Here is a 26,824-nt window from a genome sequence, read left to right as displayed (position 1 = left end):
AGGGGGTGAACCCCGCCTGACTCCCGTGGGGGGCCCGGCCCGCAAGCGGCCTGGCTCCCACACTCCCCGAATTCTTCTATCCACCGCCAGTGCCCTGCTGGCGGCGGATTTGGTGCGTCACTGCATTGTCATCTTTCTGTCATACAGGATCGCTAGGGTGTGCGCATGAATGATCTGGCCAATTCCAAAATGACTACGAACCCTCCCAAGCGCATTGACTTCAATACGCCTGAGTTGCAACGCAAGCGCCGCATTCGCGCGCTCAAGGATCGCTTCACCCGCTGGTACGTCCTCGTCGGCGGTCTGGCGGTGCTGGCAGCCATCACCCTGATCTTCTTCTTCCTCGCCTACGTGGTCGCGCCGCTGTTCAAAGGTGCTGACCTGACTGCGAAAGATGCAATCACCCCGGCCTGGATGCAGGACGCCGGCAAGCCGCTGATGATTTCGCTCGAAGAGCAGAATCAGGTGGCCATGCGCGTTTCCGACAAGGGCCAGGCGCTGTTCTTCGACATCGACAGTGGCGCTGAATTGAAGCGCGTCGATCTGCCCCTGCCGGCAGGCGCCAGTGTGACCTCCATCGGCGAAGACCAGCCGGGCCATCCGCTGGTGGCCGTGGGCCTGTCCAACGGCCAGGCGCTGGTGTTCCGTCACACCTATAAAGTCAGCTACCCGGATGGCAAGAAGACCATCACTCCGGCCATCGAGTACCCGTACGGCGAGACACCGATCGCGTTGAACGAAAGCGGCGGTGCGCTGGAGCACGTCAGCCTCAACGCCAGCGACTCGACCCTGATGCTGGTCGGTTCCACCGGTTCGCAACTCAATGTGCTGTCGCTGACCAGCGAAGAAAACATGATGACCGGCGAAGTCACCAACGAGCAGAAGCGTATCGATCTGCCGCAGATGACTGAACCTGTGAAAAACATCTTCGTCGACCCGCGCCAGCAGTGGCTGTACGTGGTCAACGGGCGTGCGCAGGCCGACGTGTTCAGCCTGCGCGACAAGAGCCTCAACGGTCGCTACAAACTGCTGGAAAACGCTGACGCTGAAGTCACTGCGACCACGCAACTGGTCGGTGGTATCTCGCTGATCGTCGGTGACTCCAAGGGTGGCCTGGCCCAGTGGTTCATGGCCCGCGACACCGATGGCGAGCTGCGCCTGAAGCAGATCCGCACCTTCCAGATGGGCACCACGCCGATCGTTGAAATTTCTGCCGAAGAACGTCGCAAGGGCTTCCTGGCCCTGGATGCCAGCGGCAAGCTCGGCGTGTTCCACAGCACCGCGCACCGCACCTTGCTGGTCGATCAAGTCGTCGAAGGTCAGGGCCTGTTCGGTCTGTCGCCGCGCGCCAACCGTGTGATCGTCGAAGCCGGCGGCAAGCTGCAACCGTTGCTGCTCGACAACCCGCACCCGGAAGTCTCGTGGAGCGCGCTGTGGAGCAAGGTCTGGTACGAGAACTACGACGAGCCTAAATACGTCTGGCAATCGACTGCGGCCAACACCGATTTCGAACCGAAACTGAGCCTGTCGCCACTGACCTTCGGCACCCTGAAAGCCGCGTTCTACGCGATGCTGCTGGCTGCTCCGCTGGCCGTCGCCGCGGCGATCTACACCGCGTACTTCATGGCCCCGGGCATGCGCCGCAAGGTCAAACCGGTGATCGAGTTGATGGAAGCGATGCCGACGGTGATCCTCGGCTTCTTCGCCGGCCTGTTCCTCGCACCGTATGTGGAAGGGCATCTGCCGGGCATCTTCAGCCTGCTGATGCTGCTGCCGATTGGCATCCTGATCGCTGGTTTCACCTTCAGCCGCCTGCCTGAATCGATCCGCCTGAAAGTCCCGGACGGTTGGGAAAGTGCGCTGCTGATTCCGGTGATCCTGTTCGTGGGCTGGCTGTCGCTGTACATGAGCCCGTTTATGGAGAACTGGTTCTTCGGCGGTGACATGCGCATGTGGATCTCCCACGACCTGGGCATCACCTACGACCAGCGCAACGCTCTGGTGGTCGGTCTGGCCATGGGCTTTGCGGTGATCCCGAACATCTACTCGATCGCCGAAGACGCCGTGTTCAGCGTGCCGCGCGGCCTGACCCTGGGCTCGTTGGCCCTCGGTGCCACGCCGTGGCAGACCATGACGCGCGTGGTCATCCTGACCGCCAGCCCGGGCATCTTCTCGGCGCTGATGATCGGCATGGGCCGAGCGGTCGGCGAAACCATGATCGTGCTGATGGCCACCGGCAACACCCCGGTCATGGAAATGAACCTGTTCGAAGGCCTGCGCACCCTGGCCGCCAACGTCGCGGTGGAAATGCCGGAGTCGGAAGTCGGCGGCAGCCACTACCGCGTGCTGTTCCTTTCGGCGCTGGTGCTGCTGTTGTTCACCTTCGTCATGAACACCCTCGCGGAACTGATTCGTCAGCGTCTGCGCAAGAAATACTCGTCGCTTTAAGCAAAGGTAGAAGTCTGTGAAACAGAACTCCCTGAAAGGATGGTTCAAGAGCGGCGCCCCCGGCGTCTGGATCAGCGGCGGCGCGGTGTCCATCGCGGTCATCATGACCATTGGCCTGCTGGCGGTGATCGCCGTGCGCGGTCTGGGTCACTTCTGGCCGGCGGATCTGATCCACGCCAGCTATGACGTACCGGGCCAGGGCCAGCATCTGGTCGTGGGCGAGGTGGTGCAGAAAGAAGAAGTGCCGCGCGCCCGTCTGAAGAGCGCCGGCCTGCCGGTGCCGGACGAAGGTCCGGAATTCATGACTCGCGAGCTGATCAAGGTCGGCAACCGTGACCTGAACGGCAACGACTTCACCTGGATCGTCGGCGAGTGGCTGACCAACCAGACCACGCCGGTGGAACTGATGGCGCTGGAGCGTCGTGAGTGGGGCAACTTCTACGGCTACCTGGTCAACGTCAAACAGGACGGCAAGGTGATCGCCGAAGGCGAAGCCGCCTGGCCTGAACTGCAAGCGCGGATCGATCGCGTGAACAAACTTGCCGCCCAGCTCAAGACTCTGGAAAAAGTCGATATCGGTGCGATCAACGCCGGCCTCGAGCGCATCCGTCTGCACGGTCGCAAGCTGGAGCTGGAAGGCAAACTCGACGCCACCGCGCAAGCGGACATGGAGTCCGAGCGCGCCGAGCTGAACGCCCGCTATCAGGACATCGAAGCCCGTCTGGCCGATCTGCACGCGCAGTTCAACCGTGACGCCTTGACCGCTCGTGATGCGAACGGCAAGGAAATCGAAATCGGCCTGGGCAAAGTGGTTCACGCCTACCAGCCGAACGCGATGGGTACGTTCACCAAGATCGGTTTCTACTTCAGCAAGGTCTGGGAATTCCTATCCGACGACCCGCGTGAAGCGAACACCGAAGGCGGGATTTTCCCGGCGATCTTCGGCACCGTGATGATGACCCTGATCATGGCGATGATCGTGACCCCGTTCGGCGTGCTGGCGGCGGTGTACCTGCGTGAATACGCCAAGCAGAACACCCTGACCCGGGTGATCCGGATCGCGGTGAACAACCTGGCGGGTGTTCCGGCCATTGTTTACGGCGTATTTGGTCTGGGCTTCTTCGTCTACGTGCTGGGTGGTTCGCTCGACCGTCTGTTCTTCCCGGAAGCGCTGCCGGCACCGACCTTCGGTACGCCGGGTCTGCTCTGGGCTTCGTTGACTCTGGCGCTGCTGGCGGTGCCGGTGGTGATCGTGGCCACCGAAGAAGGTCTGGCGCGGATTCCTCGCACCGTGCGTGAGGGCTCGCTGGCTCTGGGCGCGACCAAGGCTGAAACCCTGTGGAAGATCGTTCTGCCGATGGCCAGCCCGGCCATGATGACCGGCATGATCCTCGCCGTGGCTCGCGCCGCCGGTGAAGTGGCGCCGCTGATGCTGGTGGGTGTGGTGAAACTGGCGCCGTCGCTGCCGGTGGACGGCAACTACCCGTACCTGCACCTGGATCAGAAGATCATGCACCTGGGCTTCCACATCTACGACGTCGGCTTCCAGAGCCCGAACGTCGAGGCCGCGCGGCCGCTGGTGTACGCCACGGCGCTGCTGCTGGTGCTGGTGATCGCCACCCTGAACCTGTCGGCGGTGTACATCCGTAACCACCTGCGCGAGAAGTACAAAGCTCTAGACAGCTAAAGCCATTAGCCACAAGCGGCAAGCTACAAGCTACAAGCCGCTTTTGCTCAAACTTGCAGCTTGCAGCTAGAAGCTTGCAGCTACGAACGGAGTGAGACCCATGCAGCACGAAACACATACCCACGGCATCAACATGTCTGCCCTGGGCCGCGACAAGCAGAGCCTGAACCTCGAGCAGGAAACCGTGGCCATCGAAGTGCCGGGCCTGAGCCTTTACTACGGCGAGAAACAGGCGCTGTTCGATGTCAGCATGAACATTCCGAAACAGCGTGTGACCGCCTTCATCGGCCCGTCCGGCTGCGGCAAGTCCACGCTGCTGCGCACCTTCAACCGCATGAACGACCTGGTGGACGGCTGCCGCGTCGAAGGCGCGATCAACCTGTATGGCAACAATATCTACCGCAAGGGCGAAGACGTGGCCGAGCTGCGTCGCCGGGTCGGCATGGTGTTCCAGAAGCCTAACCCGTTCCCGAAGACCATCTACGAGAACGTGGTCTACGGCCTGCGCATCCAGGGCATCAACAAGAAACGCATCCTCGACGAAGCCGTCGAGTGGGCACTGAAAGGCGCGGCACTTTGGGACGAAGTCAAAGACCGTCTGCATGACTCGGCCCTCGGACTGTCCGGCGGTCAGCAACAGCGTCTGGTGATCGCCCGGACCATCGCCGTGGAACCGGAAGTGCTGCTGCTCGACGAACCGTGCTCGGCCCTCGACCCGATCTCGACCCTGAAAGTCGAAGAGCTGATCTACGAACTCAAATCCAAGTTCACCATCGTCATCGTGACCCACAACATGCAGCAGGCGGCGCGGGTGTCCGACTACACGGCGTTCATGTACATGGGCAAACTGGTGGAATTCGGCGACACCGATACCCTGTTCACCAATCCGGCCAAGAAGCAGACCGAAGACTACATCACAGGGCGATACGGCTAGCCGTACAGCTGCAAGCGGCAAGCTTCAAGCGGCAAGTTAGAAGCGATGCGGCAGGGAACACCACATAACAGCTTGCAGCTCGTAGCTTGCAGCTCTTGGTTAAACGCTTTTTCGGAGCGAACGCATGATTTCCAAAGAAGGCCTCACTCATCACATTTCCGCGCAGTTCAACGCCGAACTGGAAGAAGTGCGCAGCCACCTGCTGGCCATGGGCGGGCTGGTCGAGAAGCAGGTCAACGACGCGGTCACCGCGCTGATCGAGGCCGACTCGGGCTTGGCCCAGCAAGTGCGCGAGATCGACGACCAGATCAACCAGATGGAACGCAACATCGACGAAGAATGCCTGCGCATTCTGGCCCGTCGTCAGCCGGCGGCCTCCGACCTGCGTCTGATCATCAGCATCTCCAAGTCGGTGATCGACCTTGAGCGCATCGGTGACGAAGCGACCAAGATCGCCCGTCGTGCGATCCAGTTGTGCGAAGAAGGCGAAGCGCCGCGCGGTTACGTCGAAGTGCGTCACATCGGCGACCAGGTGCGCAACATGGTGCGTGATGCGCTGGACGCGTTTGCCCGCTTCGACGCCGATCTGGCGTTGTCGGTGGCGCAGTACGACAAGATCATCGACCGCGAATACAAGACCGCCCTGCGCGAGCTGGCGACCTACATGATGGAAGACCCGCGCTCTATCTCGCGGGTCTTGAGCATTATCTGGGTGCTGCGTTCGCTGGAGCGGATCGGCGACCACGCGCGCAACATCTCGGAGCTTGTGATTTACCTGGTGCGCGGCACCGATGTGCGCCACATGGGCCTCAAGCGCATGAAGGAAGAAGTTGAAGGGACAAGTGGCGAAACCGCTAATGTTCCGGGCGATGCTGACGATAAGTAAGATTGCCTGAGAAAAGCGCCCGGCCCTTTGGCCGGGCGTTTTTGTTTCTGCTTTTCATGGGCAGAACCGAATTAAAAAGCAGCACCCGCGAACGAAAAGTCCCGGCGTGACTGAAGAGTTTTGGCAATGTGCCATCAGCCAGCGTTATGCTTGCCGGGATTTTAATAGGGGTGTTGGATGAGCAAGATCAGTGTGTTGGTCGTGGACGATGCATCGTTCATTCGTGACCTGGTGAAAAAGTGCCTGCGTAATTACTTCCCGGGGATCCGCACCGAGGACGCCATCAACGGCAAGAAGGCCCAGGCCATGCTGGCCAAGGAAGCGTTCGACCTGGTGCTGTGCGACTGGGAAATGCCGGAAATGTCCGGCCTCGAACTGCTGACCTGGTGCCGTGAGCAGGACAACCTCAAGACCATGCCATTCATCATGGTCACCAGCCGGGGCGACAAGGAAAACGTCGTGCAGGCGATCCAGGCCGGTGTTACCGGTTACGTCAGCAAGCCGTTCACCAACGAGCAACTGCTGACCAAGGTCAAGCAGGCCCTGAACAAGGTCGGCAAGCTCGACACTCTGATGAACAGCGCCCCGACCAAGATGAACTCGGCGTTCGGCAACGACTCTCTGAGCGCGTTGACCGGCGGCAAGGCTGCCGTGGTTGGTTCCGCACCGACGGCTGCGGCAGTGAATCCGTTTGCCAAGCCTGCCGCTGCGGCCCCGGCACCTGCCGCCGCGCCACAGCGTGGCCTGCTCAACAGCCCGCCTGTGAAAGCCCCGGCAGCCTCCAGCGCTCCGGCCGGCGGTCGCGGTCAGGGTCAACTGCGCCTGCCAAGCGGCACCCAGCAATGCGTGATCAAGGCCCTGAGCATCAAGGAAGCGCTGCTGGTGGTGAAACGCACCGACACCCTGCCGCAGATCCTCGATAGCGCCGTGCTCGATCTGGAGCAGGGCGACAACGCCGAAATCGCCCGCCTCAACGGCTACCTGCACGCCGTCGTCGCCCACGAGCCGAAACCCGACAGCGACTGGCTGCAACTGACCTTCCGCTTCGTCGACCAGGACGCGCAGAAGCTCGACTACATCTCCCGCCTGATTGCTCGTGGTACGGCGCAGAAGCACTTCGTTCCGGGCGCATAATCTTCGTCGCCTGACATTGATCGTTCCCACGCTCCGCGTGGGAATGCCTCAAGGGACGCTCCGCGTCCCCCCACGCAAAGCGTGGGGACGATCATTCACGCCATTTTGAAACATCTGTCGACTAGCCTGGTCTGCTTCACCTGCTAGGCTCATTCCCAGGCCTTACTCGACAGAATTTTTGCCCATGCCCCTGCGCCTGCTGTTTTTCTGTGGTCTGTTCATGGCCTCCACCTCGACTGTGGCCATGACGATCTACAAATCCACCGATGCCAACGGAGTGGTTTCGTACAGCGACCGTCCGAGCAAAGGCTCCCAGGTGTTCGTGTTTCAGGACCGGATGGTCGAGCGCCTTGAGCGCCAGGTCTATCTCGACATCAAGAAGCAGAAGGGCGCGGACGTGGTGTTCGTGCGCAACGACCTGTACGCGCCAGTCGAGGTTGCACTGGCGTTTACCGGGATGAGCAACGTGCGTGGCGCACCGGCGCAAACGATCCGCCGGGTACTGCCGGCGCGCAGCAATACGCGGCTGGCGTTGCTGACGGCGGTGTCCGGTGGCAAGCCGCTGGTGTACACGCCGATGTTCCAGTATTCCCTCGGTGACCCTGCTGGCGCGGCTCAGGGCTATCGCTATCCGTTTCCGTGGCGAGGCGGTCCGTTCCGTCTCAGCCAGGGCGCCAATGGCGATTACAGCCACTTCGGGCCGAAGAACAAATACGCGATGGACATCGCCATGCCGGTCGGTACGCCGATCATTGCGGCGCGCGCCGGAGTGGTGGTGAAGACCGAAAATTCCCAGAACGGGCGCGGCACCGATCCGTCCGGTAACTTCGTGCGGATCCTGCACGACGACGGCACGATGGGCGTGTACCTGCATCTCAAGCAAGGGTCGGTGAGTGTGCGCGAGGGGCAGCGGGTGACGGTGGGCAGTCCGCTGGCGCTGTCCGGCAACACCGGCAACAGCAGCGGCCCGCACCTGCACTTTGTGGTGCAGCGCAATACCGGAATGGGGCTGGTGTCGATTCCGTATCAGTTCAACCAGCCGCTGGGGGCGTTGCCCAACTTTGCGTTGGGCAAGCAGTAAACCCCGTCAGTCGAGCATCAGCACCTTGGCCAGAATGATCTTCGGACCTTTCATTTTCTTGATGATGATCCGCAGGCCTTCGACTTCCAGCACTTCTTCCTCTTCCGGCACCCGTTTCAGGGTTTCGTAGATCAGCCCGGCGAGGGTTTCGGCTTCGATGTGATCGAGGTCGATCCCCAGCAGGCGCTCGACCTTGAACAACGGCGTATCGCCGCGTACCAACAGTTTGCCCGGCTGGTAGGCGAGGATGCCGCGCTCGGCTTTGCGGTGTTCGTCCTGGATATCGCCGACCAGCACTTCAAGCACGTCTTCCATGGTCAGGTAGCCGATGATGTTGCCGTCGGCCTCTTCGACCACGGCGAAGTGCGAGCCGCCCTTGCGGAACTGCTCCAGCAGCTGCGACAGCGGCATGTGCCGCGACACGCGCTCCAGCGGGCGGGTCAGTTCGGCGAGGTTGAACGACTCGGGAATGTGATCCAGCGCCGCCAGTTCCAGCAGCAGATCCTTGATGTGCAGCAGGCCGACGAATTCCTTGCGCTCGCTGTCGTACACCGGATAACGGCTGAACTTGTGGCGACGGAACATCGCCAGGATCTCTTTCAGCGGGGCGTTGAACTCGAGGGTGATCAGGTCTTCCCGGGAGTTGGCCCAGTCGACCACTTCCAGCTCGCCCATTTCCACCGCCGAGGCCAGCACGCGCATGCCCTGGTCACTCGGGTCCTGACCACGGCTGGAGTGCAGGATCAGTTTCAGTTCTTCACGGCTGTAATGGTGCTCGTGATGCGGGCCGGGTTCGCCTTGTCCTGCGATGCGCAGGATGGTGTTGGCGCTGGCGTTGAGCAGGTAGATCGCCGGGTACATGGCCCAGTAGAACAGGTACAGCGGCACCGCCGTCCACAGCGACAGCAGCTCGGGTTTGCGGATCGCCCAGGATTTGGGTGCGAGCTCGCCGACCACGATGTGCAGGTAGGAGATGATGAAGAACGCGGTGAAGAACGAGATGCCTTTGACGACTTCGGCCGATTGCACGCCGACCGCGCTCAGCAGCGGCTCGAGAATATGCGCGAACGCCGGCTCGCCGACCCAGCCCAGGCCCAGGGAGGCGAGGGTGATACCGAGCTGGCACGCCGAGAGGTACGCATCGAGCTGACTGTGCACCGTGCGCAGGATGTGTCCGCGCCAGCCGTGCTGTTCAGCGATCGCTTCGACCCGGGTCGAGCGCAGTTTGACCATGGCGAACTCCGCCGCAACGAAGAAGCCGTTGAGCAAAACCAGGATCAGAGCGAAAAGAATCATGCCGAAATCGGCGAATATGGTTGCGAGGGACAAGCCAGGGGAAGGGTCCATGATGGAGTTTTGCGGGTTCCGTGTGATTCGAAAGAAAGAAAAATCCGCACCTGAAAGGCAGGCGCAAGTCAGCCAATGTAGCGGCTGACCTGGCGATTGCCTAGTCCGGCATTACTCAGCGGCGCTGATGACCCGTGCCTGAGCGACCTGCGCCGGGGCGAAATGGCAGGTGAAGGTGCTGCCATGACCGGGCACGCTGCTGATCTCCATCCGTGCGCGATGGCGCAGCAGTACGTGTTTGACGATGGCCAGACCCAGGCCCGTGCCGCCGGTGTTGGAGTTGCGGCTGGAGTCGACGCGGTAGAAACGTTCGGTCAGGCGCGGCAGGTGTTTGCTGTCGATGCCGATCCCGGAATCCTGCACGCTGAGGTGCGCGCCTTGATCGTCGCCCCACCAGCGGATGCGGATGTTGCCCTCGGCAGGGGTGTATTTGACGGCGTTGAACACCAGGTTGGAAAACGCACTGCGCAGTTCCGCCTCGCTGCCCTTGAGCAGAATGCTGGTGTCGGCTTCCAGGGTGATGCGCTGATTCTTTGAGCCGGACAACTGCTGCGCGTCGCTCTTGATCGACTGCAACAGTGTGTCGATGTGCACCGGCTGGTTGTCCGACGGGTAATCGGTGGCTTCCAGCTTGGCCAGCAACAGCAAGTCGTTGAGCAGGGTCTGCATGCGTCCGCCCTGTTGCTGCATCTGCTGCAGGGCACGGCTCCAGCGCGGGTTCACTTCCTCGACGTTGTCGAGCAGGGTTTCCAGGTAGCCGCAGATCACCGTCAGCGGGGTGCGCAGCTCATGGGAGACGTTGGCAATGAAGTCTTTGCGCATCTGTTCCAGCTGATGGATGCGCGTGACGTCGCGCACCAGCATCAGGTGTTCGTTGTTGCCGTAGCGCGTGAGGTACAGCTGGATGCGCACGCGATCGTTGGTCGGCGAGGGGATTTCCAGCGGTTCGGCGTAGCTTTCCTGCTCAAAGTACTCCTTGAAGCGCGGATGGCGGACGAGGTTGGTCACCGGTTGGCCGCTGTCTTGCGGGGTCTTGAGGCCGAGAAGGGTTTCGGCTGCGCGGTTCCACCATTCCAGGTTGCCGTCGCTGTCGAGCATGATCACCGCGTCTTTCAGCGCGGCGGTGGACTCCTGAACGCGGTCGATCACCGCTTGCAGGCGTCCGCGTACCCGTTGGTCGCGGCGTTGCAGGTGGTAGATGCTGTCGAACACCTCGCCCCACAGGCCATAGCCGTCGGGCGGTGCTTCATCGGGTTGGTGCAGGCGCAGCCATTCGTGCAGACGCAGCAGTTGCTTGAGCGTCCAGGCCAGGTACAGGCCCAGTCCCGCCGCCAGACTCCAGCCGTAGTAGCCGGTGATCAGGCCGATCACCAGGCAGCCGGTGACCAGCAACAGCATGTGGCGAATCAGGGTGCCATGCCAGTTTTGGTTCACGGAAAATGCGGTCCTTGTCTACGGGGCTGGCGCTCGGCTCAGGCTTTGGTGGAGAACCGGTAGCCGGTGCCGCGCACGGTTTGTACCAGATTTTCGTAGGCGTCGCCGAGGGCCTTGCGCAGGCGCCGGATGTGCACGTCGACGGTGCGCTCTTCAACATAGACGTTGCCGCCCCAGACCTGGTCCAGCAACTGGCCACGGGTGTAGGCGCGTTCCTGGTGGGTCATGAAAAATTGCAGCAGACGGTATTCGGTCGGGCCCATCTCTGCCGGACGGCCATCGATGGTCACGCGGTGGCTGATCGGGTCAAGGAGCAGGCCGCCGACTTCGATCGGCGCTTCGCCATCAGTCGGGCCGGCGCGACGCAGCACGGCCTTGAGGCGCGCCACCAGCTCGCGTGGGGAAAACGGTTTGGTGATGTAGTCGTCGGCGCCGACTTCCAGACCCTGGATCTTGTTGTCCTCTTCGCCTTTGGCGGTGAGCATGATGATCGGGATGTCCCCGGTCAGCTCGTCACGCTTGAGGCGGCGGGCCAGCTCGATGCCGGAGGTGCCGGGCAGCATCCAGTCGAGCAGGATCAGGTCCGGTTTGCGGTCGACGATGATGGCGTGGGCCTGCTGCGAGTTCTCTGCCTCGAGGCAGTCATAGCCGGCCATTTCCAACGCAACGGCGATCATTTCGCGAATGGGCGCTTCGTCGTCGACGATCAGAATGCTCCTGCCAACCATGCCTTAATCCTCTTGTCATTTAACTGTCTTGCGCCGCATTAGATAACGGAATTATTGCAGTCGTGTGACAGTATTTTAGTCCGGCGGCGATTGTGCGAATCCTGAACTAAGCTCTAAGTCCGAATCCTGACAACCACAAGAGAAGGTTTCCATGACTCAAATGACTGCTTCCTTTAAGGCTTTGCTGATGGCTGCCGCCCTGACTCTGCCTGGACTGGCGATGGCGGCCGAGCCGGCCATGATGAAAGACGGAATGATGGTCGACCACAAGGGCATGACGCTTTACACGTTCGACAAGGACAGTGGCGGCAAGTCGATGTGCAACGGCGATTGCGCCAAGAACTGGCCGCCGTTGATGGCGCCGGCAGACGCCAAGGCTGAAGGTAAATGGACGGTCATCAAACGTGATGACGGTATGATGCAGTACGCCTACGACGGCAAACCGCTGTACACCTTCGTGAAAGATGCCAAGCCGGGCGATATGACCGGCGACAAGATGAAGGACGTGTGGCACGTGGTTCACGAGCACAAGTAAGTCACCGGCAGTGAAGCAGGATCGCGGCCCGCAGGCATAGCCTCGGGCCGCGATTCCTTGAGATCAGCGCAACGCGTAATCCAGCACGATCCCGACAAAAATCGCCAGCCCGGCCCAGTGGTTGTGCAAAAACGCCTTGAAGCAGCGCATCCGGTCCCGGTCGCGGGTGTACCAGAATTCCCAGGCATAGCACCCGGCCGCCACCAGCAGGCCGAGGTGGAACCAGATCCCCAGCTCGAATTTCGACCCCGCCAGCAGCAGACAGCCCAGCGACAGTACCTGCAAGGTCAGGATGATCACCCGGTCGGCATCGCCGAACAGGATCGCCGTGGATTTCACGCCGATCTTCAGGTCATCGTCGCGGTCGGTCATCGCGTAATAAGTGTCGTAACCCACAGTCCACAACAGGTTGGCGATCCACAGCAGCCAGGCCGTTGCCGGCAACTCACCGGTTTCGGCGGTGAACGCCATCGGCATCCCCCAAGAGAACGCCGCGCCCAATACCACTTGCGGATAGTAGGTGTAGCGCTTCATGAACGGATAGGTGAACGCCAGCGCCAGACCGCCGAGCGACAGCCAGATCGTCGCCGCGTTGGTGCACAGCACCAGCAGGAAACTCACGCCCATCAGCAGCGCGAAAAACACCAGCGCCTCTTTCGAGCTGATCTTGCCGGCAGCAATAGGTCGCTGCGCAGTGCGTTTGACGTGGCCGTCGACCTTGCGGTCGGCCCAGTCGTTGATCACGCAGCCGCCGGCACGGGTCAGCACCACGCCGAGGACGAAAATCACGATATTGGCCAGCGATGGCGAGCCTTTACCGGCAATCCACAGGGCCCAGAGCGTTGGCCACAGCAGCAGGTAAATGCCGATCGGCTTGTCCATCCGGGTCAGCTGGATGAAGTCCCAGGCGCGCGGGTTCAAGCGATTCAGGGATTTGAGCAGGCTTTGGTACATCAGCAGTTCTCCGGACGGGCGCGGACGGCTTCCCACATCGTAGGCAGGAAAATCTCCGCCACCAGTACGCTCAATGCGCCACGGTCGAAACGCGAACGCCGTCCCCACAGGCCGGCAGCCCGGGAACCTTCGGGCAACCAGTGTTCCGGGTAATGGCAGACTTCGATGGCGCGGCGCTGGAAGGCGTGATCGCAGAACAGCAGTTCGCCCAGCGAGCGGCTGCCCAGTTCATCCATGTGCAAGCCGTCGCCCTGCAAGGCACTGCGCGACGCCACGCTGCGGGCGAACACCCAGGCCTGGCCATGCCCGCGCAGATACACCTCGCGCACCCAGCCCTCGCTGCCTTCGGCCAGATCCAGCGCGGCGCATTCGTCGTCGCGCAGGGTCTGCCAGCCTTCGAACAGCGGCGTCACGCTGAAGCCGTCATCGGACAGGCGCGTCAGCCGGCGGGTCAGGGAGCCTTCGTCGAACAGCCAGTCGAGCGTGGATGTGTCGGGGAGGGGTGTCAGTTCGCTTTGCGGGCGCCACAGCGGAGCGTTTGTGTGTTGCACAATGAGTCATTATTGGCAGCAAATGAGGCGGCGAGCTTACCATGCTGCACCGCGAGTTTGATTGATCCGGGTCGCCGCTGCGCCGAACAGGCTTGCATCTGCCCGGCACGATCAGTACAAAACGCCCTGAGCCGGACGGCAGCGCTGCACCATCGACCGTCCGCGCCGGCTAAAGCCTGAACCCTGAGGAAGTACCTGAATGAAAAAGTGGCAATGTGTGGTCTGCGGCCTGATTTACAACGAAGCCGACGGCTGGCCGGATGACGGCATTGCGCCGGGCACCCTGTGGCAGGACGTGCCGGAAGACTGGCTGTGCCCGGACTGCGGCGTCGGCAAGATGGACTTCGAAATGATCGAAATCAACTGAGAAAACACTGAGGAGTAGGGCATGAGCGCACCTGTCGTAATCGTTGGCACCGGGCTGGCGGGTTACAACCTGGCCCGCGAGTTTCGCAAACTCGATGGCGAAACCCCGTTGCTGCTGATTACCGCCGATGACGGTCGCTCCTACTCCAAGCCGATGCTGTCCACCGGCTTCGGCAAGAACAAGGACGCCGACGGCCTGAGCATGGCCGAGCCGGGCGCCATGGCCGAGCAGTTGAAGGCCGAAATCCGCACCCACACCCGCATCAGCGGCATCGATGCGGGCCACAAGCGGTTGTGGATCGGCGAGGAAGCAGTCAGCTATCGCGACCTGATCCTCGCCTGGGGCGCCGAAACCGTACGCGTGCCGATCGAAGGCGATGGCGGGGATCTGGTGTTCCCGATCAACGATCTCGAAGACTATGCCCGCTTTCGCGCCGCAGCCGCCGGCAAGCGCCGGGTGTTGCTGCTCGGCGCCGGGCTGATCGGCTGCGAGTTCGCCAATGACCTGATTCTGGGCGGCTACGAGGTGCAACTGGTTGCACCGTGCGAACAGGTGATGCCGACCCTGCTGCATCCCGCGGCGGCGGCTGCGGTGCAGGCCGGGCTGGAAAGCCTCGGCGCACGTTTTCATCTCGGCCCGGTGCTGACCCGCCTGCAAAAAGTCGCGGATGGGCTGGAAGCGCACCTGTCCGACGGTCAGGTTGTCCCGTGCGATGTGGTGGTCTCGGCCATCGGCCTGCGCCCGCGGATCGATCTGGCGGCGGCCGCCGGCATCCAGACCAATCGCGGCGTGGTGGTCGACCGTCATCTGCAAACCTCTCACGCCAACATTTACGCCCTGGGCGACTGCGCCGAGGTCGACGGGCTGAATCTTCTGTACGTCATGCCCCTCATGAGTTGTGCGCGAGCGCTGGCACAGACCCTGGCCGGCAACCCGACCGTGGTGAACTACGGACCGATGCCGATCACCGTGAAAACTCCGGTCTGCCCGTTGGTGGTTTCCCCGCCGCCACGGGGCCGCGAGGGTGTCTGGACGGTCGAAGGGCAGGGCGCCGACGTCAAGGTGCTGTGCCACGACGCAGAAGGGCAACTGCTCGGTTACGCCCTGACCGGCGCGGCGGTGATGGAAAAACTCGCGCTGAACAAACAGCTTCCGGCCTTGCTGGCGTAAATACCGGTCGTTCTGTCGGAATCACCCCGCTTTTGCCCCCACAAAGGTCGCGGGGAGACTGGCGCCGCCCTTAACCGCGTGCCATCCTCACTCCCGTCTGCCGCAGAGTAGAGCCTGCGGCGCCTTGGGCGCTGTTCCAACGAGAACAGCACGGACATAACAACAAAAAACCGTCAAAGGGGCTTCACTAATGCGTAAACCAGAACTCGCCGCTGCAATCGCTGAAAAAGCGGATCTGACCAAAGAGCAGGCCAACCGCGTTCTCAACGCCGTTCTCGAAGAAATCACCGGCGCCCTGCACCGCAAGGACAGCGTCACGCTGGTGGGCTTCGGCACCTTCCTGCAACGCCACCGCGGTGCCCGTACCGGCAAAAACCCGCAGACCGGTGAACCGGTGAAGATCAAGGCCAGCAACACCGTTGCGTTCAAGCCAGGCAAATCGTTGAAAGACAGCGTCAATCCATAATCGCGGCGAACGCCCGGTCAGCCGGGCGCGCTGCATGAAAAATGGGCATACCGATTGCGGTCGGATGCCCATTTTTTGTGCCCGATGATTTCGTCCGGATCAGGCCGAGAAGAAGTACCGGGTGAGGTGAAAGAAGATCGGCGCGGCGAAACAGATCGAGTCCATCCGGTCGAGCATCCCGCCGTGGCCCTTGATCATCGTGCCCCAGTCCTTGGCGCTCAGGCTGCGTTTGATCGCCGACATGACCAGCCCGCCAAGGAAACCCATCACCACGATGACCAGCGACATCAGCAGCGACTGCCAGAAGCTGAACGGTGTCATCCAGAACATGCAGCCGCCGATCAGCGTGGCAGATAGTCCGCCGCCGACCAGCCCTTCGACGGTTTTCGACGGGCTCACCAGCGGTGCGACCTTGCGTTTGCCGAACAGCTTGCCGAACACGTACTGCAGCACATCGCTCATCTGCACCACGAATACCAGGTAGAACAGCAGCAGGGCGTTCTGACCCTGGAAACCCTTCAGGTCCAGCAACAGCAGCGCCGGCGCATGGCTGATGCAGTAGATGCAGATCATCACGCCCCACTGAATCTTCGCCGTGCGCTCCAGAAAGCCTTCGGTGTCCTGGCTCAACACGGCAATCGCCGGCAGCAGCAGGAATGCATACACCGGCACCAGCAGGGTGAACATCGAATACCAATGGGTGCCGATCAGCAGATATTGCAGCGGGATCAGGATGAAAAACGCCGAAAACAGCGCGTTATGGTCACCGCGTGCGGTCGGCGTGAGTGTTATGAACTCGCGCAGCGCAAACAGCGAAATGAAGCCGAACAGCACCACCGTCGCGTTGGGGCCGAGCAGCCAGGACACAAAGAAAATAATGACCATCCCCCACCAGGCATTCACGCGCTGGATGAGGTTTTCGATGGTCGCGATCGAGCTTTCGCTCTTCGCCCGCCGTGCCAGTACGCCGCCAATCAGCGAAGCCACCGCCAGCAACCCGGCGATTGCCGCGAAGAACCACAGGAACTTGGTTTCCAGACTCATTTCGACAACCTCACGATGGCGTCACGCGCCCGTTCCAGAAACGCCTGTTTCTCCTCGCCGGCGATTCGTTGCAGCGGGTCGCCGATGCGGATCGTACAGATGATCGGCAGCGGCACATGTTTGCCCTTGGGCATCGAGCGATGCAGGTTTTCCAGGTAGATCGGCACCAGATCGACGTCCGGAAAGGTTTCGGCAAGGCGGAAGATCCCGGACTTGAACTCCCCCGGCAGCGGCTGAGTGGAGCGCGTCCCTTCAGGAAAAATGATGATCGAATGACCGGCCCGCACCACATCGAAGATCGGCTCGAGCACGTTGGTACCCGGCGCAGGATTGCGCTCGATCAACACCGCATTCAGGCCTTTCTGCGAGATGTATGACAGAAAGCGGTTCTTGCCCCAGTAGTCGGCGGCCGCCACCGGTTTCACGTTCAACCGGGCTTCCGGCGGCAGTGCGGCGATGATCGCCAGGGTGTCCATGTGGCTGGTGTGGTTGGCGTAGTAGATGCGCTGGCGCGTGAGGTCCGGCGGGCTTTCCCAGCGGGCGGTCACGCCGATCAAGAAGCGCAGCACCGAAATCAGCGCATTACTGATCCACATGGGCCTTCCCCTTCAGTTGTCTGGCGATGGCCAGGGTGCGCGTCACGCAGGTCGCGACGGAGCCAAGGGCGATGATCACCAGCGCGATCAGCAAAGCGTAGTGGGTCGCGTAGTAAAGGGTTTCGAACACGTTCAACAGCAGCGCCACGGTCATCACCGCCATCCGGTGCTGCTTTGCCATCGGCCCCATGAAGCTCTGCGTGAGCCCTAGAGCGCCGCCGAACACACGAACATACGCTGTCAGCGCAGCGGCCAATGCTGCGAACCAGCCAAGATCGGACTGGCCGATGGCAAAACCCAAGCCGACGATCAGCAGGCTGTCCGCCACCCGATCCGGAAACTCGTTGTACAGGCTGCCAATGGCCGACTGCTTGCCGCCTTTGATCGCCACCATCCCGTCGAACAGATTGCACAGCAGCCGCAGTTGAATGCCGACGATACACAGGATCGAACCGGCCACGCCGTTATCGATGTACAGCGTCACCGCGCCGAACAGCGCGAAGAGCATGCTGATGACGGAGATCTGGTTGGGGGAAATGTCCCGCTTGACCAGTTCATCCGTGAAGCGTCTCGCCCAGCCCGCCGAGCGGGTCTTGATGGGCCGTCTGTTTTCATCCATTTGCCAATGTCCGTATCAGTGAGGAATTGCAGTGAGTTGTATTGTGGTCGCTGGCGGTAGACGGTGCCCGACAATCGAGTGGTCACCAGGAGTCGTAGGGGATGCCGTATTTTTCGATGTAGGCCTTGGATTCTTCATAGAGCTGCCTGTGTCTTCCGTTGGTCTTGCCACCGTAGGGACCTTTGGGATCGATCTTGCCCTGGACCCGCATGACTTCGGTCGACAAAAGACACTGGCCGCCCAGCCAGACCTTGGCGATGCCGCCTGGCGCGAGGCCGATGACCATCATATTTCGGTAATCCGTGATCCACTTGCCGTCTGCCCGACAGAAAACCCTCTCGCCCTTGAGCATGATCTGGCGAACTGAGTCCGGAATTTTTATGAAGGCTTTGTAAGTCTGTGGTTCGGCCATGGAATACCAGCGGACGAAGACCAGATAGGGCAGCGCGGCCCCCGTGACACGTCGACCTTTGCCTACCGGATGTTCCGGCCATCCTGGTGCCTGCCCACGGAAAGTGGCGGGTACGCCTTTACTGTACGGTCGCGGATAGGCAAATGCTGGAACTCCACCGGCTGTGTCCAGAAATACGCGTTTGTTGACGTCCACGACGTCGGCATTTTCGATCCAGGCCTCCATGTAGTCGGGTGTGAAAAACCTGAGCATCCAGCCGTCATAAGGCAGCAATCTTGTACCACCGGAAGTGCAGCCGCCCAGCAACACAATGAATATCAATGCAAAGCCAATTTTGAGCATGTACGAGTTCTCACGCATTAGGGTGCACCACACGAACAGACTGATCGGCGGGGCGGTTGATAAACAGGATGCTCAGCCCGGTTTCGTTGAGTCCCTTCGCAGCATTCCAGTTGGATGACAGATGAATGTAGCGTTGAGCGAGTAGCGCATGCTCGTTCAGGCTCAAATCGAGACTGCGGGATTCACCCAGCGCAAACATCATCAATTTTCGGGCGATACCCTTGAGCTCTCCCGGTAGCGCGTAACTCTGAGATTCTTGGTTAATCGTTTCGAACTCTACCCCGTGCCGGTTCGCCAGCTCCCGCATGATTCGCAGGTAAATCAGGGACAGGTCATTGCGCACAACTCGTTCGCTGTAGACCGCTGCGTAGACATTTTTTGATTTGCGCCGATCGCCCTTGACGTTGCTGGCCGTTTCCACCGCCCAGGTTTTGACTTGAAGCGTCAGCCCATAGAAATGCAGTTGGTCCTGAAGCCTGCCGAGTTCTTGCTCGGCCAACCGATAAGCGTTGGTCGACGACGAAGGGGTATTAAAGTCCACGTCGCGACTGCAGCGCGGCTTGCTCAGCAGTACCCGTTCGACAAGATTCGGTAAGTACCCGCCGCCCAAGTCGGAGTGGACGCCCGGCAACACAATGTCGGCGTTTCCGGCGCTGTTGAGCGAAAAGTTGTGGCGGCGTTCGTCCCGGGCAACCAGGTGCACAACTTTCTTTGCAATGTCCGGCGCCAGATACAGATTGACGCCGGGGTTGTTGGCGTCATGGACGCTGAAATCGCCGTCAGCCATGCTGCCTATGGCGGCAGCGGTGTCGAAGATGCCGATGAAGTTAATGCTGACATCGATGTTGGCCCGCCAGGAGAAGCTCTCAAGGAACAGTGACGAGTCCGCGGGAAGTAATTGCGCCAGCGGGCTTTGCTCGCCTTTCATCACTTCATTGGCGAAGTGTCTCGCAGCAGCGGCGCCGCGGCTGAAGCCGAAGATGTCGAACTGAACGGATTCCACCTTCAGGGTCGGGTTCGCCGACTCAAAAAGGCGAATCCCAGGAATGATGCTGGTCGGGCTTTGCTTGACTCTCGCCAGTACACCTTGTGCACCCGTGCCAGTCATTTGCGAAAAAACCGAGTCGTCCTTATCGGCACTCGTACCTATGCCCTCAAGATAGACCGGTATGTACGCGATGGTTTCCTCTTTCGCCAGTTGCCGCCCTTGGTCATCGCGATATAACTCATACAGCCTCGCCACATTGCTCGCATCATTCCCATAACTGTTATCCGGCACATTGCCCTGTCCGTCATACCCATGCATCTGGCAGAACTGTCGAATGTCCTCGGCTTCCTCCTCAAGATTCACATCCCGCGCATAGCAGCCCTTCACCTGTTCGCTGTTGAACAGATTGTTCCCCGTCCCATCGAAAAACACGCCGATCCGCAAGGTGATGCCAGCAGGTAACTCGTCTTCCAGTTCGACCTCTTCCTCCTCTTCTTCGAGTTCTCCTTCCTCCGCTGCTTGAGTGGAAGCAGTTGCTGGTCCTGCGGCCAAGGTACCCGCCATTGCGGCTTCTGGATGATCAGCGGCTCCGCTGGCGGACGTCTTTCCTCCCGCCACCATCTCGGTACTGCTGAAGATCCCGCCGCTGTCGATCACGATGTGGTGACCGCCCGCCTTCAGCGTGATGCTGGCGCCGGCATCCAGCACCACGCTGGCGCCGGCCTTGATCTGCACCTGCTGGCCCGCCTCGACGGTAATGATTTTCCCGGCCGTCGTCTGGCTGCTGCCCTGGATGCTTTCCCATCGATCGCGCCCGACCGCCAGCCGGCTGTCATGGAGAACCTGCCGCTCCATGTCGCGCTGGGCACGCAGGTAGACCAGTTCCAGTCCGGCGCGGTCTTCAATCGTCAATTCGCTGTAGCCGCCGGTGTCAGGCGAGCTGCGACTGCGCAGCACGGTTCGGGTCTTATGCTCGGGAAGCTTGTAGGGTGCAGGGGTGACCTTGTTGATCACGCAGCCGGTAATCAGCGGCTTGTCGGGATCACCTTCCACGAAAGTCACCACCACTTCCATTCCGATGCGGGGGAGGGTGATGGCACCGAAACCGTTGCCGGCCCAACTCGACGACACCCGCACCCAGCAACTGCTGCGCTCACTGTTTAATTCGGCTCGGTCCCAGTGGAATTCGACTTTTACGCGACCGAACTCATCGCAGTAGATCTCTTCGCCTTTGGGGCCGGTCACCCGGGCGGTCTGGCTGACCAGCGGTGGCCTGCGTGCGTGAAGCGGCGGACGGAAAACTACCTCGGCCGGAATGGCGTGGAAGGTGTTGCGATAGCCTTGGGCAAAACCGTCCGCCGATTGAGTTTCGCTGCTAACCGACTCTTCGAGCACTTGCGGCTGCCGCCCGGTGTGGCTGATCCCGAGCAGCAGCCACAGACTGTTGTATTTCTGGCGAGGGTGTTCGGTCAGTTCAAGCAGATGGCCGCAGCGCAAGGTAGGTTGGTTGCTTTGACCCTCTGCCATTTCATAGTCTGCGCGATGGCGCTCCAGGGCCTGACGGGCCAGTTGCTTGCCACGCTTTTCGTTGTCCAGCGGCAACGGGTATTGGTAGTCCTCAAGCGTCGGGGTGAATTCGGCGCTGAAGCGGCTTTCGATTAAAAGCGTCGGTCGCCTCAGGTCATAGTCGCGTCGCGTGACCCGGCTTGTCCGGGTGGCGGCGCGCAAGGAAAACCTGCTGACTACTGGATATTCCGGGACCATCCCGCTATCCCGGCGATAGGGTGTGGCGCGCAATGTCGGGAGGAACACCGCGTCATCGGTGAACACCAGCAAATGGCCTTGCGCGGAGTGCTGGTGATGCCAGGCGATTCCGTCCTCGGCACACACGCGCTGAATGAACTCGAAATCGCTTTCGTCGTATTGGGTGCAGTAATCCCGTGCTGCTAGGGGCTGGACATGGAAGGTGAACGCATCGGCGAGGATGCCGTGTCGCTTGAGTGTTTGCGTGATGATCTGCGGGACAGTCTGCCCCTGGTAAATCCTTTGATCGTGACTGAACTGCAAATAGTGGAGGCTCGGCACCAGTATCAGGCGATAGTGGGTCAGGCGTTTTCCCGACTCACCCGCCAACACATCGTCGATGCGTCCATGAATGCCTTCACCGTTCAGGCCGAACTGCAGGAAGGCAGGCTGACTGAGCAGGCCTTCCATATCGAAGTCGGGGTCTTCACTGACCAGTTCGACGTGGATGGCATAAAGGGTGCTGATGGTCTCGGTGCCTTCGAAGGCCAGCACCTTGAAGTCGTTGCGAACAGCAGGAATCTGCAGCGTAAAGCGCGCAGAACTGACAGCTCCAGACATACGCTTGTCCTTAAGCAGAGAGGGGAAGACGGCGTGATGTCGAAACCCTCCCTGGTCAGCGCACGCGAACATTGGCCGGCACGCTAACAAGGCGTTAAACAGATTTATGTAAGAAGGATCCCTTGTTTAAGTCGGAGCTTTCCGGGTTTTAAAACAACGTGGAAATTGTGGGAAATGGCTGTGAGAAACTGACGGCGAATGATTGGAATCCTGCGCAATAGTCTTATGCAGGCAAGGATCCAGGACTATTAAACATATAAATGCCATCAAATTGATGGCACTTTCAATGTTGTCTGTTGTCGTCAGTCATTTGTTAATAAATGGCGGCGTATTTTCGGAAGCGTCCTACTTCAAATTTTTTCGGGGTTTGTCATGCTTTCGCCGCTTACTTGTGGAACGAGCGTGCAGATGTTCTCGATGCCGCGCGCCGGCCGCTCTGGCCCAATGCTTTCGGAAGAGATAGGCTTAAAAGTGAAATATAAAGGGACATCAGGGAATCCCCTGTCACATATAGGGCGATCTCCTACAGCGCCCAATGAACAGTTCGTCTTGTTGTTTAATCGGATGCTTGCTAGTGGCCATCATAGTGATTACGATGCGCGCACTTGAAAGAGCAAACACTCAATTGGATGAGTCTTCCGACTGCTCTTCGATACTGTCCCGCGCCGCTGCAACTCCAATAGGCGCACGACCGTAATCCTAATAAAGGCCATGGATGTCCTACTCAAGCAAACTTTCCGCCCATTACCTCGAACTCGCTAAAGTCTCTGTTTCCAAAGAGAATTTTGCGGGCGAAGACGTTCGTTTCTCGAGCGAATTCGAGGCCCTGGAAAGCGAGCTGGCCAAAGCCTCGTCGATGCACGAAAGCGGGCAGATCGACTGGCTGAAAATTCGCGAAAACAGCGAAAACCTCCTGCGTACCCAATCCAAGGATTTGCGTGTCGGCGCCTGGCTGACCTGGTCGCTGTACCAGCGTGAATCCTTCCCCGGCCTGCTGGCCGGCCTCGGTTTTCTGCACCATTTGTCGGAAAACCACTGGGCCGAGATTCACCCGCTCAAACCCCGCACCCGGGCCGCCGCCATCGGCTGGCTGGTGCCGCGTCTTGAGCAGGTGATCACCGAGAACATCGCGATCAAGGAACAGCTGCCGATGTTCCGGCAGTTGTCCGAGCATCTGTCCGGTCTCGACGCCGCCTGCACCGAGCACCTGGGCGATGATGCGCCGCTGCTGCTGCCGCTTTCTCGCCGCCTGAAAACCATGATCCAGCGTGCCGCTGACAATCAGCCGGCACCCGGCGTGGTGGGTGCGGCGGTGGCGCAGGTCAAGCAGGCCGCCAGCCAGTTACTGGCTCCCGGTGCGCCGATTGACAACGAAAAAGAAGCCCACAAAGCCCTGCGCGCCCAGCAGGAAAGCGCCCGCCCGCTGTGCGCCTGGTGGCTCAAGCAGAAAGCCACCGACCTGCGTGCGCTGCGCCTCAACCGCACCTTGCTGTGGATGACCATCGACGCGGTGCCCGAGCGTAACGCCGAGCAGATCACCGTGCTGCGCGGGTTACCGGTCGACAAGCTCAAGCAGTATCAGGACCGCTTCGATCAGGGCAAATACGCCGACCTGCTGGTGGAACTGGAGGCGAGCCTGGCGAAGGCGCCGTTCTGGTTCGATGGCCAGAGGATGGTCTGGGAATGTCTCCAGAACCTCAACGCCGAGCTGGCCATGCGCGAAGTGGAAATCCACTTCGCGCTTTTGATTCAGCGCCTGCCCGGCATCATCGAGCTGCGTTTCCATGACGGCGCGCCGTTCGCCGATCCGTCCACTCGGGCGTGGATCGCCGGCAACGTCATGCCGCACCTGCAAAGCGCCAGCGCGCCGCGCAAGGTCGAAACCGAAAACGCCGAAACCCAGCCGGCCTGGGAAAAGGCCCTCGAAGAAGTCCAGCCGATCCTGCGCAAGGAAGGCCTCAAGCCCGCAGTGCAGATCCTCAAGCAGGGGCTGCAATCGGCGCACGGCGGGCGTGAACGCTTCTTCTGGCAGTTCGCCCTCGCGCGGCTGTGCTTCCTGGCCAAGAAATACGAACTCGCCAAGAACCAGCTCGAAACCCTCGATCAGACATTACAGGACTCAGGCCTGCACGCCTGGGAGCCCGATCTTGCATTGGAAGTGCTGCACCTGCTGCACAGTTGCTGCGAGTTGTTACCGCAGAACCATGCCGTACGTGAACGCAAGGAAGAGATTTATCGCAGGCTGTGCCACCTCGACCTCGAAGTGGTACTCGAATAGGCCCCAGGGCCACAACCGCAAGGAGAAAAGCCATGGCCAAAGAAGGCTCGGTAGCCCCCAAGGAACGCATCAACGTCACCTTCAAACCCGCCACCGGCGGTGCTCAGGAAGAGATTGAACTGCCGCTGAAGCTGCTGGCAATCGGTGACTACACCCACCGCAAGGACGATCGCAAGATCGAGGATCGCAAGCCGATCAGCATCGACAAGATGACCTTCGACGAAGTGCTGGCCAAGCAAGAGCTGGGTCTGACGCTGAGCGTGCCGAACCGTCTGCAGGAAGATGGCGAGGCCGACGAGCTGGCTGTGCAACTGCGCGTCAACTCCATGAAGGACTTCAACCCGGCCAGCCTGGTCGAGCAAGTGCCTGAGCTGAAAAAACTGATGGAACTGCGCGACGCGCTGGTGGCCCTCAAAGGCCCGCTGGGTAACGCACCTGCGTTCCGTAAAGCCATCGAAGGCGTGCTCGCCGACGATGAATCCCGCGGTCGCGTACTCGGTGAGCTGGGCCTGAACGCCGCAGCTCCGGACGCTTGAGACTCCAGCAGCCAAGGAAGCCAACACAATGAGCACTAGCGCAGCACAACAGAACGCCGCAGAAAACGGCGAGTACAGCATTCTCGACAGCATCATCGCCGAAACCCGCCTGACGCCGGACGACGAAGCCTACGACATCGCCAAACGCGGTGTGTCGGCGTTCATCGAAGAGCTGCTCAAGCCGCAGAACAACGGTGAGCCGGTCAAGAAAGCCATGGTTGACCGCATGATCGCCGAGATCGATGCCAAGCTCAGCCGTCAGATGGACGAAATCCTGCACCACCCGGACTTCCAGGCCCTGGAATCGTCGTGGCGTGGCCTGCAACTGCTGGTCGACCGCACCAACTTCCGCGAAAACATCAAGATCGAAATCCTCAACGTCTCCAAAGAAGACCTGCTGGACGATTTCGAAGACTCGCCGGAAGTCATGCAGTCCGGCCTGTACAAGCACATCTACACCGCTGAATACGGCCAGTTCGGTGGTCAGCCGGTTGGCGCGATCATTGCCAACTACTACATGTCCCCAAGCTCGCCGGACGTGAAGCTGATGCAGTACGTGTCCAGCGTAGCCTGCATGTCCCACGCACCGTTCATCGCCGCCGCCGGCCCGAAATTCTTCGGTCTGGAAAGCTTCACCGGTCTGCCGGACCTGAAGGATCTGAAAGATCACTTCGAAGGCCCGCAATTCGCCAAATGGCAGAGCTTCCGTACCTCGGAAGACTCCCGCTACGTTGGTCTGACCGTGCCGCGTTTCCTGCTGCGTAACCCGTACGACCCGGAAGAGAACCCAGTCAAATCGTTCGTGTACAAGGAAAACGTTGCCAACAGCCACGAGCACTACCTGTGGGGCAACACCGCTTACGCGTTCGGCACCAAGCTGACCGACAGCTTCGCCAAGTTCCGCTGGTGCCCGAACATCATCGGCCCACAGAGCGGCGGCGCGGTTGAAGACCTGCCTCTGCACCACTTCGAAAGCATGGGCGAAATCGAAACCAAGATTCCTACCGAAGTTCTGGTTTCCGACCGTCGTGAATACGAACTGGCCGAGGAAGGCTTCATCTCCCTGACCATGCGCAAAGGCTCCGACAACGCGGCGTTCTTCTCCGCCAGCTCGGTGCAGAAGCCGAAGTTCTTCGGCATCAGCGCAGAAGGCAAGGCTGCAGAGCTGAACTACAAGCTCGGCACCCAACTGCCGTACATGATGATCGTCAACCGCCTGGCTCACTACCTGAAAGTGCTGCAGCGCGAGCAACTCGGTTCGTGGAAAGAGCGTACCGACCTCGAGCTGGAACTGAACAAGTGGATCCGCCAGTACGTGGCCGACCAGGAAAACCCGAGCGCCGAAGTCCGTGGCCGTCGTCCGCTGCGCGCTGCGCAAGTGATCGTCAGCGACGTTGAAGGCGAGCCGGGCTGGTACCGCGTCAGCCTGAACGTGCGTCCGCACTTCAAGTACATGGGTGCCGATTTCACCCTGTCGCTGGTTGGCAAGCTGGACAAAGAGTAAGAGCGACTCATGGACGGATACGGCAGCCTTTTCGAGCGCCTCAACGGCGACGCGGAACTACGCAAGGGCAAAAGCCTCGAGGCTTCGGCCATGGCGTCGGTGGCTGCCCATCTGGCCAAAATGCTCAGCACCCGGGCCGGCAGCGTGCAAACGCTGTCCGACTACGGGTTGCCCGATCTCAATGACATGCGCCTGAGCCTGCACGACTCCCTGAGTCAGGCCCGCCTGGCCATCGAAAGCTTCATCGAAGCCTACGAACCGCGCCTGAGCAACGTGCGTGTCATTTCCCTGCCGCGTGACCACGATCAGCTTCGCCTGGCCTTCAGCATCGAAGGCCTGCTGGAAGTCGAGGGTTTCAAGCGTCAGGTCAGTTTCGCCGCGCGCCTGGATGGCAGCGGTCAAGTGAAGGTCAACTAAGG

Annotated in this window: 24 protein-coding genes; 14 read left to right on the top strand and 10 right to left on the bottom strand. The window is 60.6% G+C overall.

Going from position 1 to position 26,824, the window contains the following annotated elements:
* Window positions 1–414 precede the first annotated feature (414 nt).
* The 6 genes from CAF74_RS23635 to CAF74_RS23610 all read left to right on the top strand — a co-directional run bounded on the left by CAF74_RS23635 (window position 415) and on the right by CAF74_RS23610 (window position 8,170).
* Window positions 415–2,448 carry an ABC transporter permease subunit gene (locus tag CAF74_RS23635; RefSeq protein ID WP_176240509.1) on the top strand — a complete coding sequence of 678 codons (2,034 nt, stop codon included), beginning with the start codon at window positions 415–417 and terminating at the stop codon, window positions 2,446–2,448.
* 16 nt (window positions 2,449–2,464) lie between these two features.
* Window positions 2,465–4,135, top strand: a complete 1,671-nt coding sequence (gene pstA / locus CAF74_RS23630) for a phosphate ABC transporter permease PstA (protein ID WP_085747944.1) — start codon at window positions 2,465–2,467, stop codon at window positions 4,133–4,135.
* A gap of 100 nt (window positions 4,136–4,235) precedes the next feature.
* Window positions 4,236–5,069, top strand: coding sequence for a phosphate ABC transporter ATP-binding protein PstB (gene pstB, locus CAF74_RS23625; protein WP_007954333.1), 834 nt, complete (start codon window positions 4,236–4,238; stop codon window positions 5,067–5,069).
* 124 nt (window positions 5,070–5,193) lie between these two features.
* Window positions 5,194–5,955: a phosphate signaling complex protein PhoU gene (gene phoU / locus CAF74_RS23620; RefSeq protein WP_007954334.1), complete on the top strand. Its 762-nt coding sequence runs from the start codon at window positions 5,194–5,196 to the stop codon at window positions 5,953–5,955.
* A 177-nt stretch (window positions 5,956–6,132) separates the two neighbouring features.
* Window positions 6,133–7,089, top strand: a complete 957-nt coding sequence (locus tag CAF74_RS23615) for a response regulator (RefSeq protein WP_064379783.1) — start codon at window positions 6,133–6,135, stop codon at window positions 7,087–7,089.
* 184 nt (window positions 7,090–7,273) lie between these two features.
* Window positions 7,274–8,170, top strand: coding sequence for a M23 family metallopeptidase (locus CAF74_RS23610; RefSeq protein ID WP_085747943.1), 897 nt, complete (start codon window positions 7,274–7,276; stop codon window positions 8,168–8,170).
* 6 nt (window positions 8,171–8,176) lie between these two features.
* On the opposite strand, the gene CAF74_RS23605 is transcribed toward CAF74_RS23610, so the two are convergent.
* The 3 genes from CAF74_RS23605 to phoB form a co-directional block, all read right to left on the bottom strand.
* A complete protein-coding gene (locus tag CAF74_RS23605; protein WP_007954342.1) occupies window positions 8,177–9,517 on the bottom strand; it encodes a hemolysin family protein in 1,341 nt (446 codons plus the stop codon).
* A 111-nt stretch (window positions 9,518–9,628) separates the two neighbouring features.
* Complete coding sequence (gene phoR / locus CAF74_RS23600; RefSeq protein WP_218887987.1) at window positions 9,629–10,915, bottom strand: phosphate regulon sensor histidine kinase PhoR; 1,287 nt, start codon at window positions 10,913–10,915, stop codon at window positions 9,629–9,631.
* Window positions 10,916–10,989: 74 nt separating this feature from the next.
* Complete coding sequence (phoB, locus tag CAF74_RS23595; protein WP_003229608.1) at window positions 10,990–11,679, bottom strand: phosphate regulon transcriptional regulator PhoB; 690 nt, start codon at window positions 11,677–11,679, stop codon at window positions 10,990–10,992.
* Between the two features lie 151 nt (window positions 11,680–11,830).
* Between phoB and CAF74_RS23590 the strand changes: the two genes are divergently transcribed.
* Complete coding sequence (locus CAF74_RS23590; protein WP_007954346.1) at window positions 11,831–12,214, top strand: hypothetical protein; 384 nt, start codon at window positions 11,831–11,833, stop codon at window positions 12,212–12,214.
* A 63-nt stretch (window positions 12,215–12,277) separates the two neighbouring features.
* Here the strand turns inward: CAF74_RS23590 and ubiA are convergent, their stop codons facing one another.
* A complete protein-coding gene (gene ubiA, locus CAF74_RS23585) occupies window positions 12,278–13,168 on the bottom strand; it encodes a 4-hydroxybenzoate octaprenyltransferase (RefSeq protein WP_085747942.1) in 891 nt (296 codons plus the stop codon).
* Window positions 13,168–13,719 carry a chorismate lyase gene (locus tag CAF74_RS23580; RefSeq protein WP_085747941.1) on the bottom strand — a complete coding sequence of 184 codons (552 nt, stop codon included), beginning with the start codon at window positions 13,717–13,719 and terminating at the stop codon, window positions 13,168–13,170. Before CAF74_RS23580 ends, ubiA begins: the two co-directional genes overlap by 1 nt.
* A 199-nt stretch (window positions 13,720–13,918) precedes the next feature.
* Here CAF74_RS23580 and CAF74_RS23575 point away from each other — a divergent pair, with 199 nt between their 5' ends.
* From CAF74_RS23575 to CAF74_RS23565, 3 genes are all read left to right on the top strand, one after another.
* Window positions 13,919–14,086: a rubredoxin gene (locus tag CAF74_RS23575; protein WP_007954349.1), complete on the top strand. Its 168-nt coding sequence runs from the start codon at window positions 13,919–13,921 to the stop codon at window positions 14,084–14,086.
* Between the two features lie 21 nt (window positions 14,087–14,107).
* On the top strand, window positions 14,108–15,256 hold the full coding sequence (locus tag CAF74_RS23570) for an NAD(P)/FAD-dependent oxidoreductase (protein WP_085747940.1): 1,149 nt from the start codon (window positions 14,108–14,110) through the stop codon (window positions 15,254–15,256).
* Between the two features lie 190 nt (window positions 15,257–15,446).
* Window positions 15,447–15,722, top strand: coding sequence for an HU family DNA-binding protein (locus tag CAF74_RS23565; protein ID WP_003213368.1), 276 nt, complete (start codon window positions 15,447–15,449; stop codon window positions 15,720–15,722).
* A gap of 99 nt (window positions 15,723–15,821) precedes the next feature.
* Here CAF74_RS23565 and CAF74_RS23560 read toward each other — a convergent pair whose 3' ends face one another.
* The 5 genes from CAF74_RS23560 to tssI all read right to left on the bottom strand — a co-directional run bounded on the left by CAF74_RS23560 (window position 15,822) and on the right by tssI (window position 22,087).
* Window positions 15,822–16,766 carry a phosphatidate cytidylyltransferase gene (locus tag CAF74_RS23560; RefSeq protein ID WP_085747939.1) on the bottom strand — a complete coding sequence of 315 codons (945 nt, stop codon included), beginning with the start codon at window positions 16,764–16,766 and terminating at the stop codon, window positions 15,822–15,824.
* Window positions 16,763–17,362, bottom strand: coding sequence for a 1-acyl-sn-glycerol-3-phosphate acyltransferase (locus CAF74_RS23555; RefSeq protein WP_085747938.1), 600 nt, complete (start codon window positions 17,360–17,362; stop codon window positions 16,763–16,765). Before CAF74_RS23555 ends, CAF74_RS23560 begins: the two co-directional genes overlap by 4 nt.
* Window positions 17,349–17,981 carry a CDP-alcohol phosphatidyltransferase family protein gene (locus CAF74_RS23550; RefSeq protein WP_085747937.1) on the bottom strand — a complete coding sequence of 211 codons (633 nt, stop codon included), beginning with the start codon at window positions 17,979–17,981 and terminating at the stop codon, window positions 17,349–17,351. The genes CAF74_RS23555 and CAF74_RS23550 overlap by 14 nt, the downstream gene beginning before the upstream one ends.
* Before the next feature lie 82 nt (window positions 17,982–18,063).
* Window positions 18,064–18,753: a DUF2931 family protein gene (locus CAF74_RS23545; protein ID WP_085747936.1), complete on the bottom strand. Its 690-nt coding sequence runs from the start codon at window positions 18,751–18,753 to the stop codon at window positions 18,064–18,066.
* Entirely contained in the window at window positions 18,746–22,087 is a 3,342-nt protein-coding gene (gene tssI / locus CAF74_RS23540) for a type VI secretion system tip protein TssI/VgrG (protein ID WP_085747935.1), read from the bottom strand. Before tssI ends, CAF74_RS23545 begins: the two co-directional genes overlap by 8 nt.
* A 715-nt stretch (window positions 22,088–22,802) precedes the next feature.
* Here tssI and tssA point away from each other — a divergent pair.
* The 4 genes from tssA to tssE are packed head-to-tail and all read left to right on the top strand — an operon-like array spanning window position 22,803 to window position 26,822.
* On the top strand, window positions 22,803–24,365 hold the full coding sequence (gene tssA, locus CAF74_RS23535; RefSeq protein WP_039765132.1) for a type VI secretion system protein TssA: 1,563 nt from the start codon (window positions 22,803–22,805) through the stop codon (window positions 24,363–24,365).
* A 32-nt stretch (window positions 24,366–24,397) separates the two neighbouring features.
* The gene (tssB, locus tag CAF74_RS23530; RefSeq protein WP_003229587.1) at window positions 24,398–24,901 is read left to right on the top strand and encodes a type VI secretion system contractile sheath small subunit; all 504 of its coding nucleotides are present in this window, start codon (window positions 24,398–24,400) and stop codon (window positions 24,899–24,901) included.
* Window positions 24,902–24,929: 28 nt separating this feature from the next.
* Window positions 24,930–26,405 (top strand): type VI secretion system contractile sheath large subunit, encoded by a 1,476-nt coding sequence (gene tssC / locus CAF74_RS23525; protein ID WP_011336600.1) that lies wholly within the window; start codon window positions 24,930–24,932, stop codon window positions 26,403–26,405.
* A gap of 9 nt (window positions 26,406–26,414) precedes the next feature.
* A complete protein-coding gene (gene tssE, locus CAF74_RS23520; RefSeq protein ID WP_065258216.1) occupies window positions 26,415–26,822 on the top strand; it encodes a type VI secretion system baseplate subunit TssE in 408 nt (135 codons plus the stop codon).
* Window positions 26,823–26,824: the final 2 nt, after the last annotated feature.

The sequence above is a fragment of the Pseudomonas sp. R45(2017) genome, assembly GCF_002112305.1.
GTDB lineage: Bacteria > Pseudomonadota > Gammaproteobacteria > Pseudomonadales > Pseudomonadaceae > Aquipseudomonas > Aquipseudomonas paraglycinae.
Note: the sequence above shows the minus strand (reverse complement) of the source record. Positions and strands in the feature narration are given on the sequence as shown.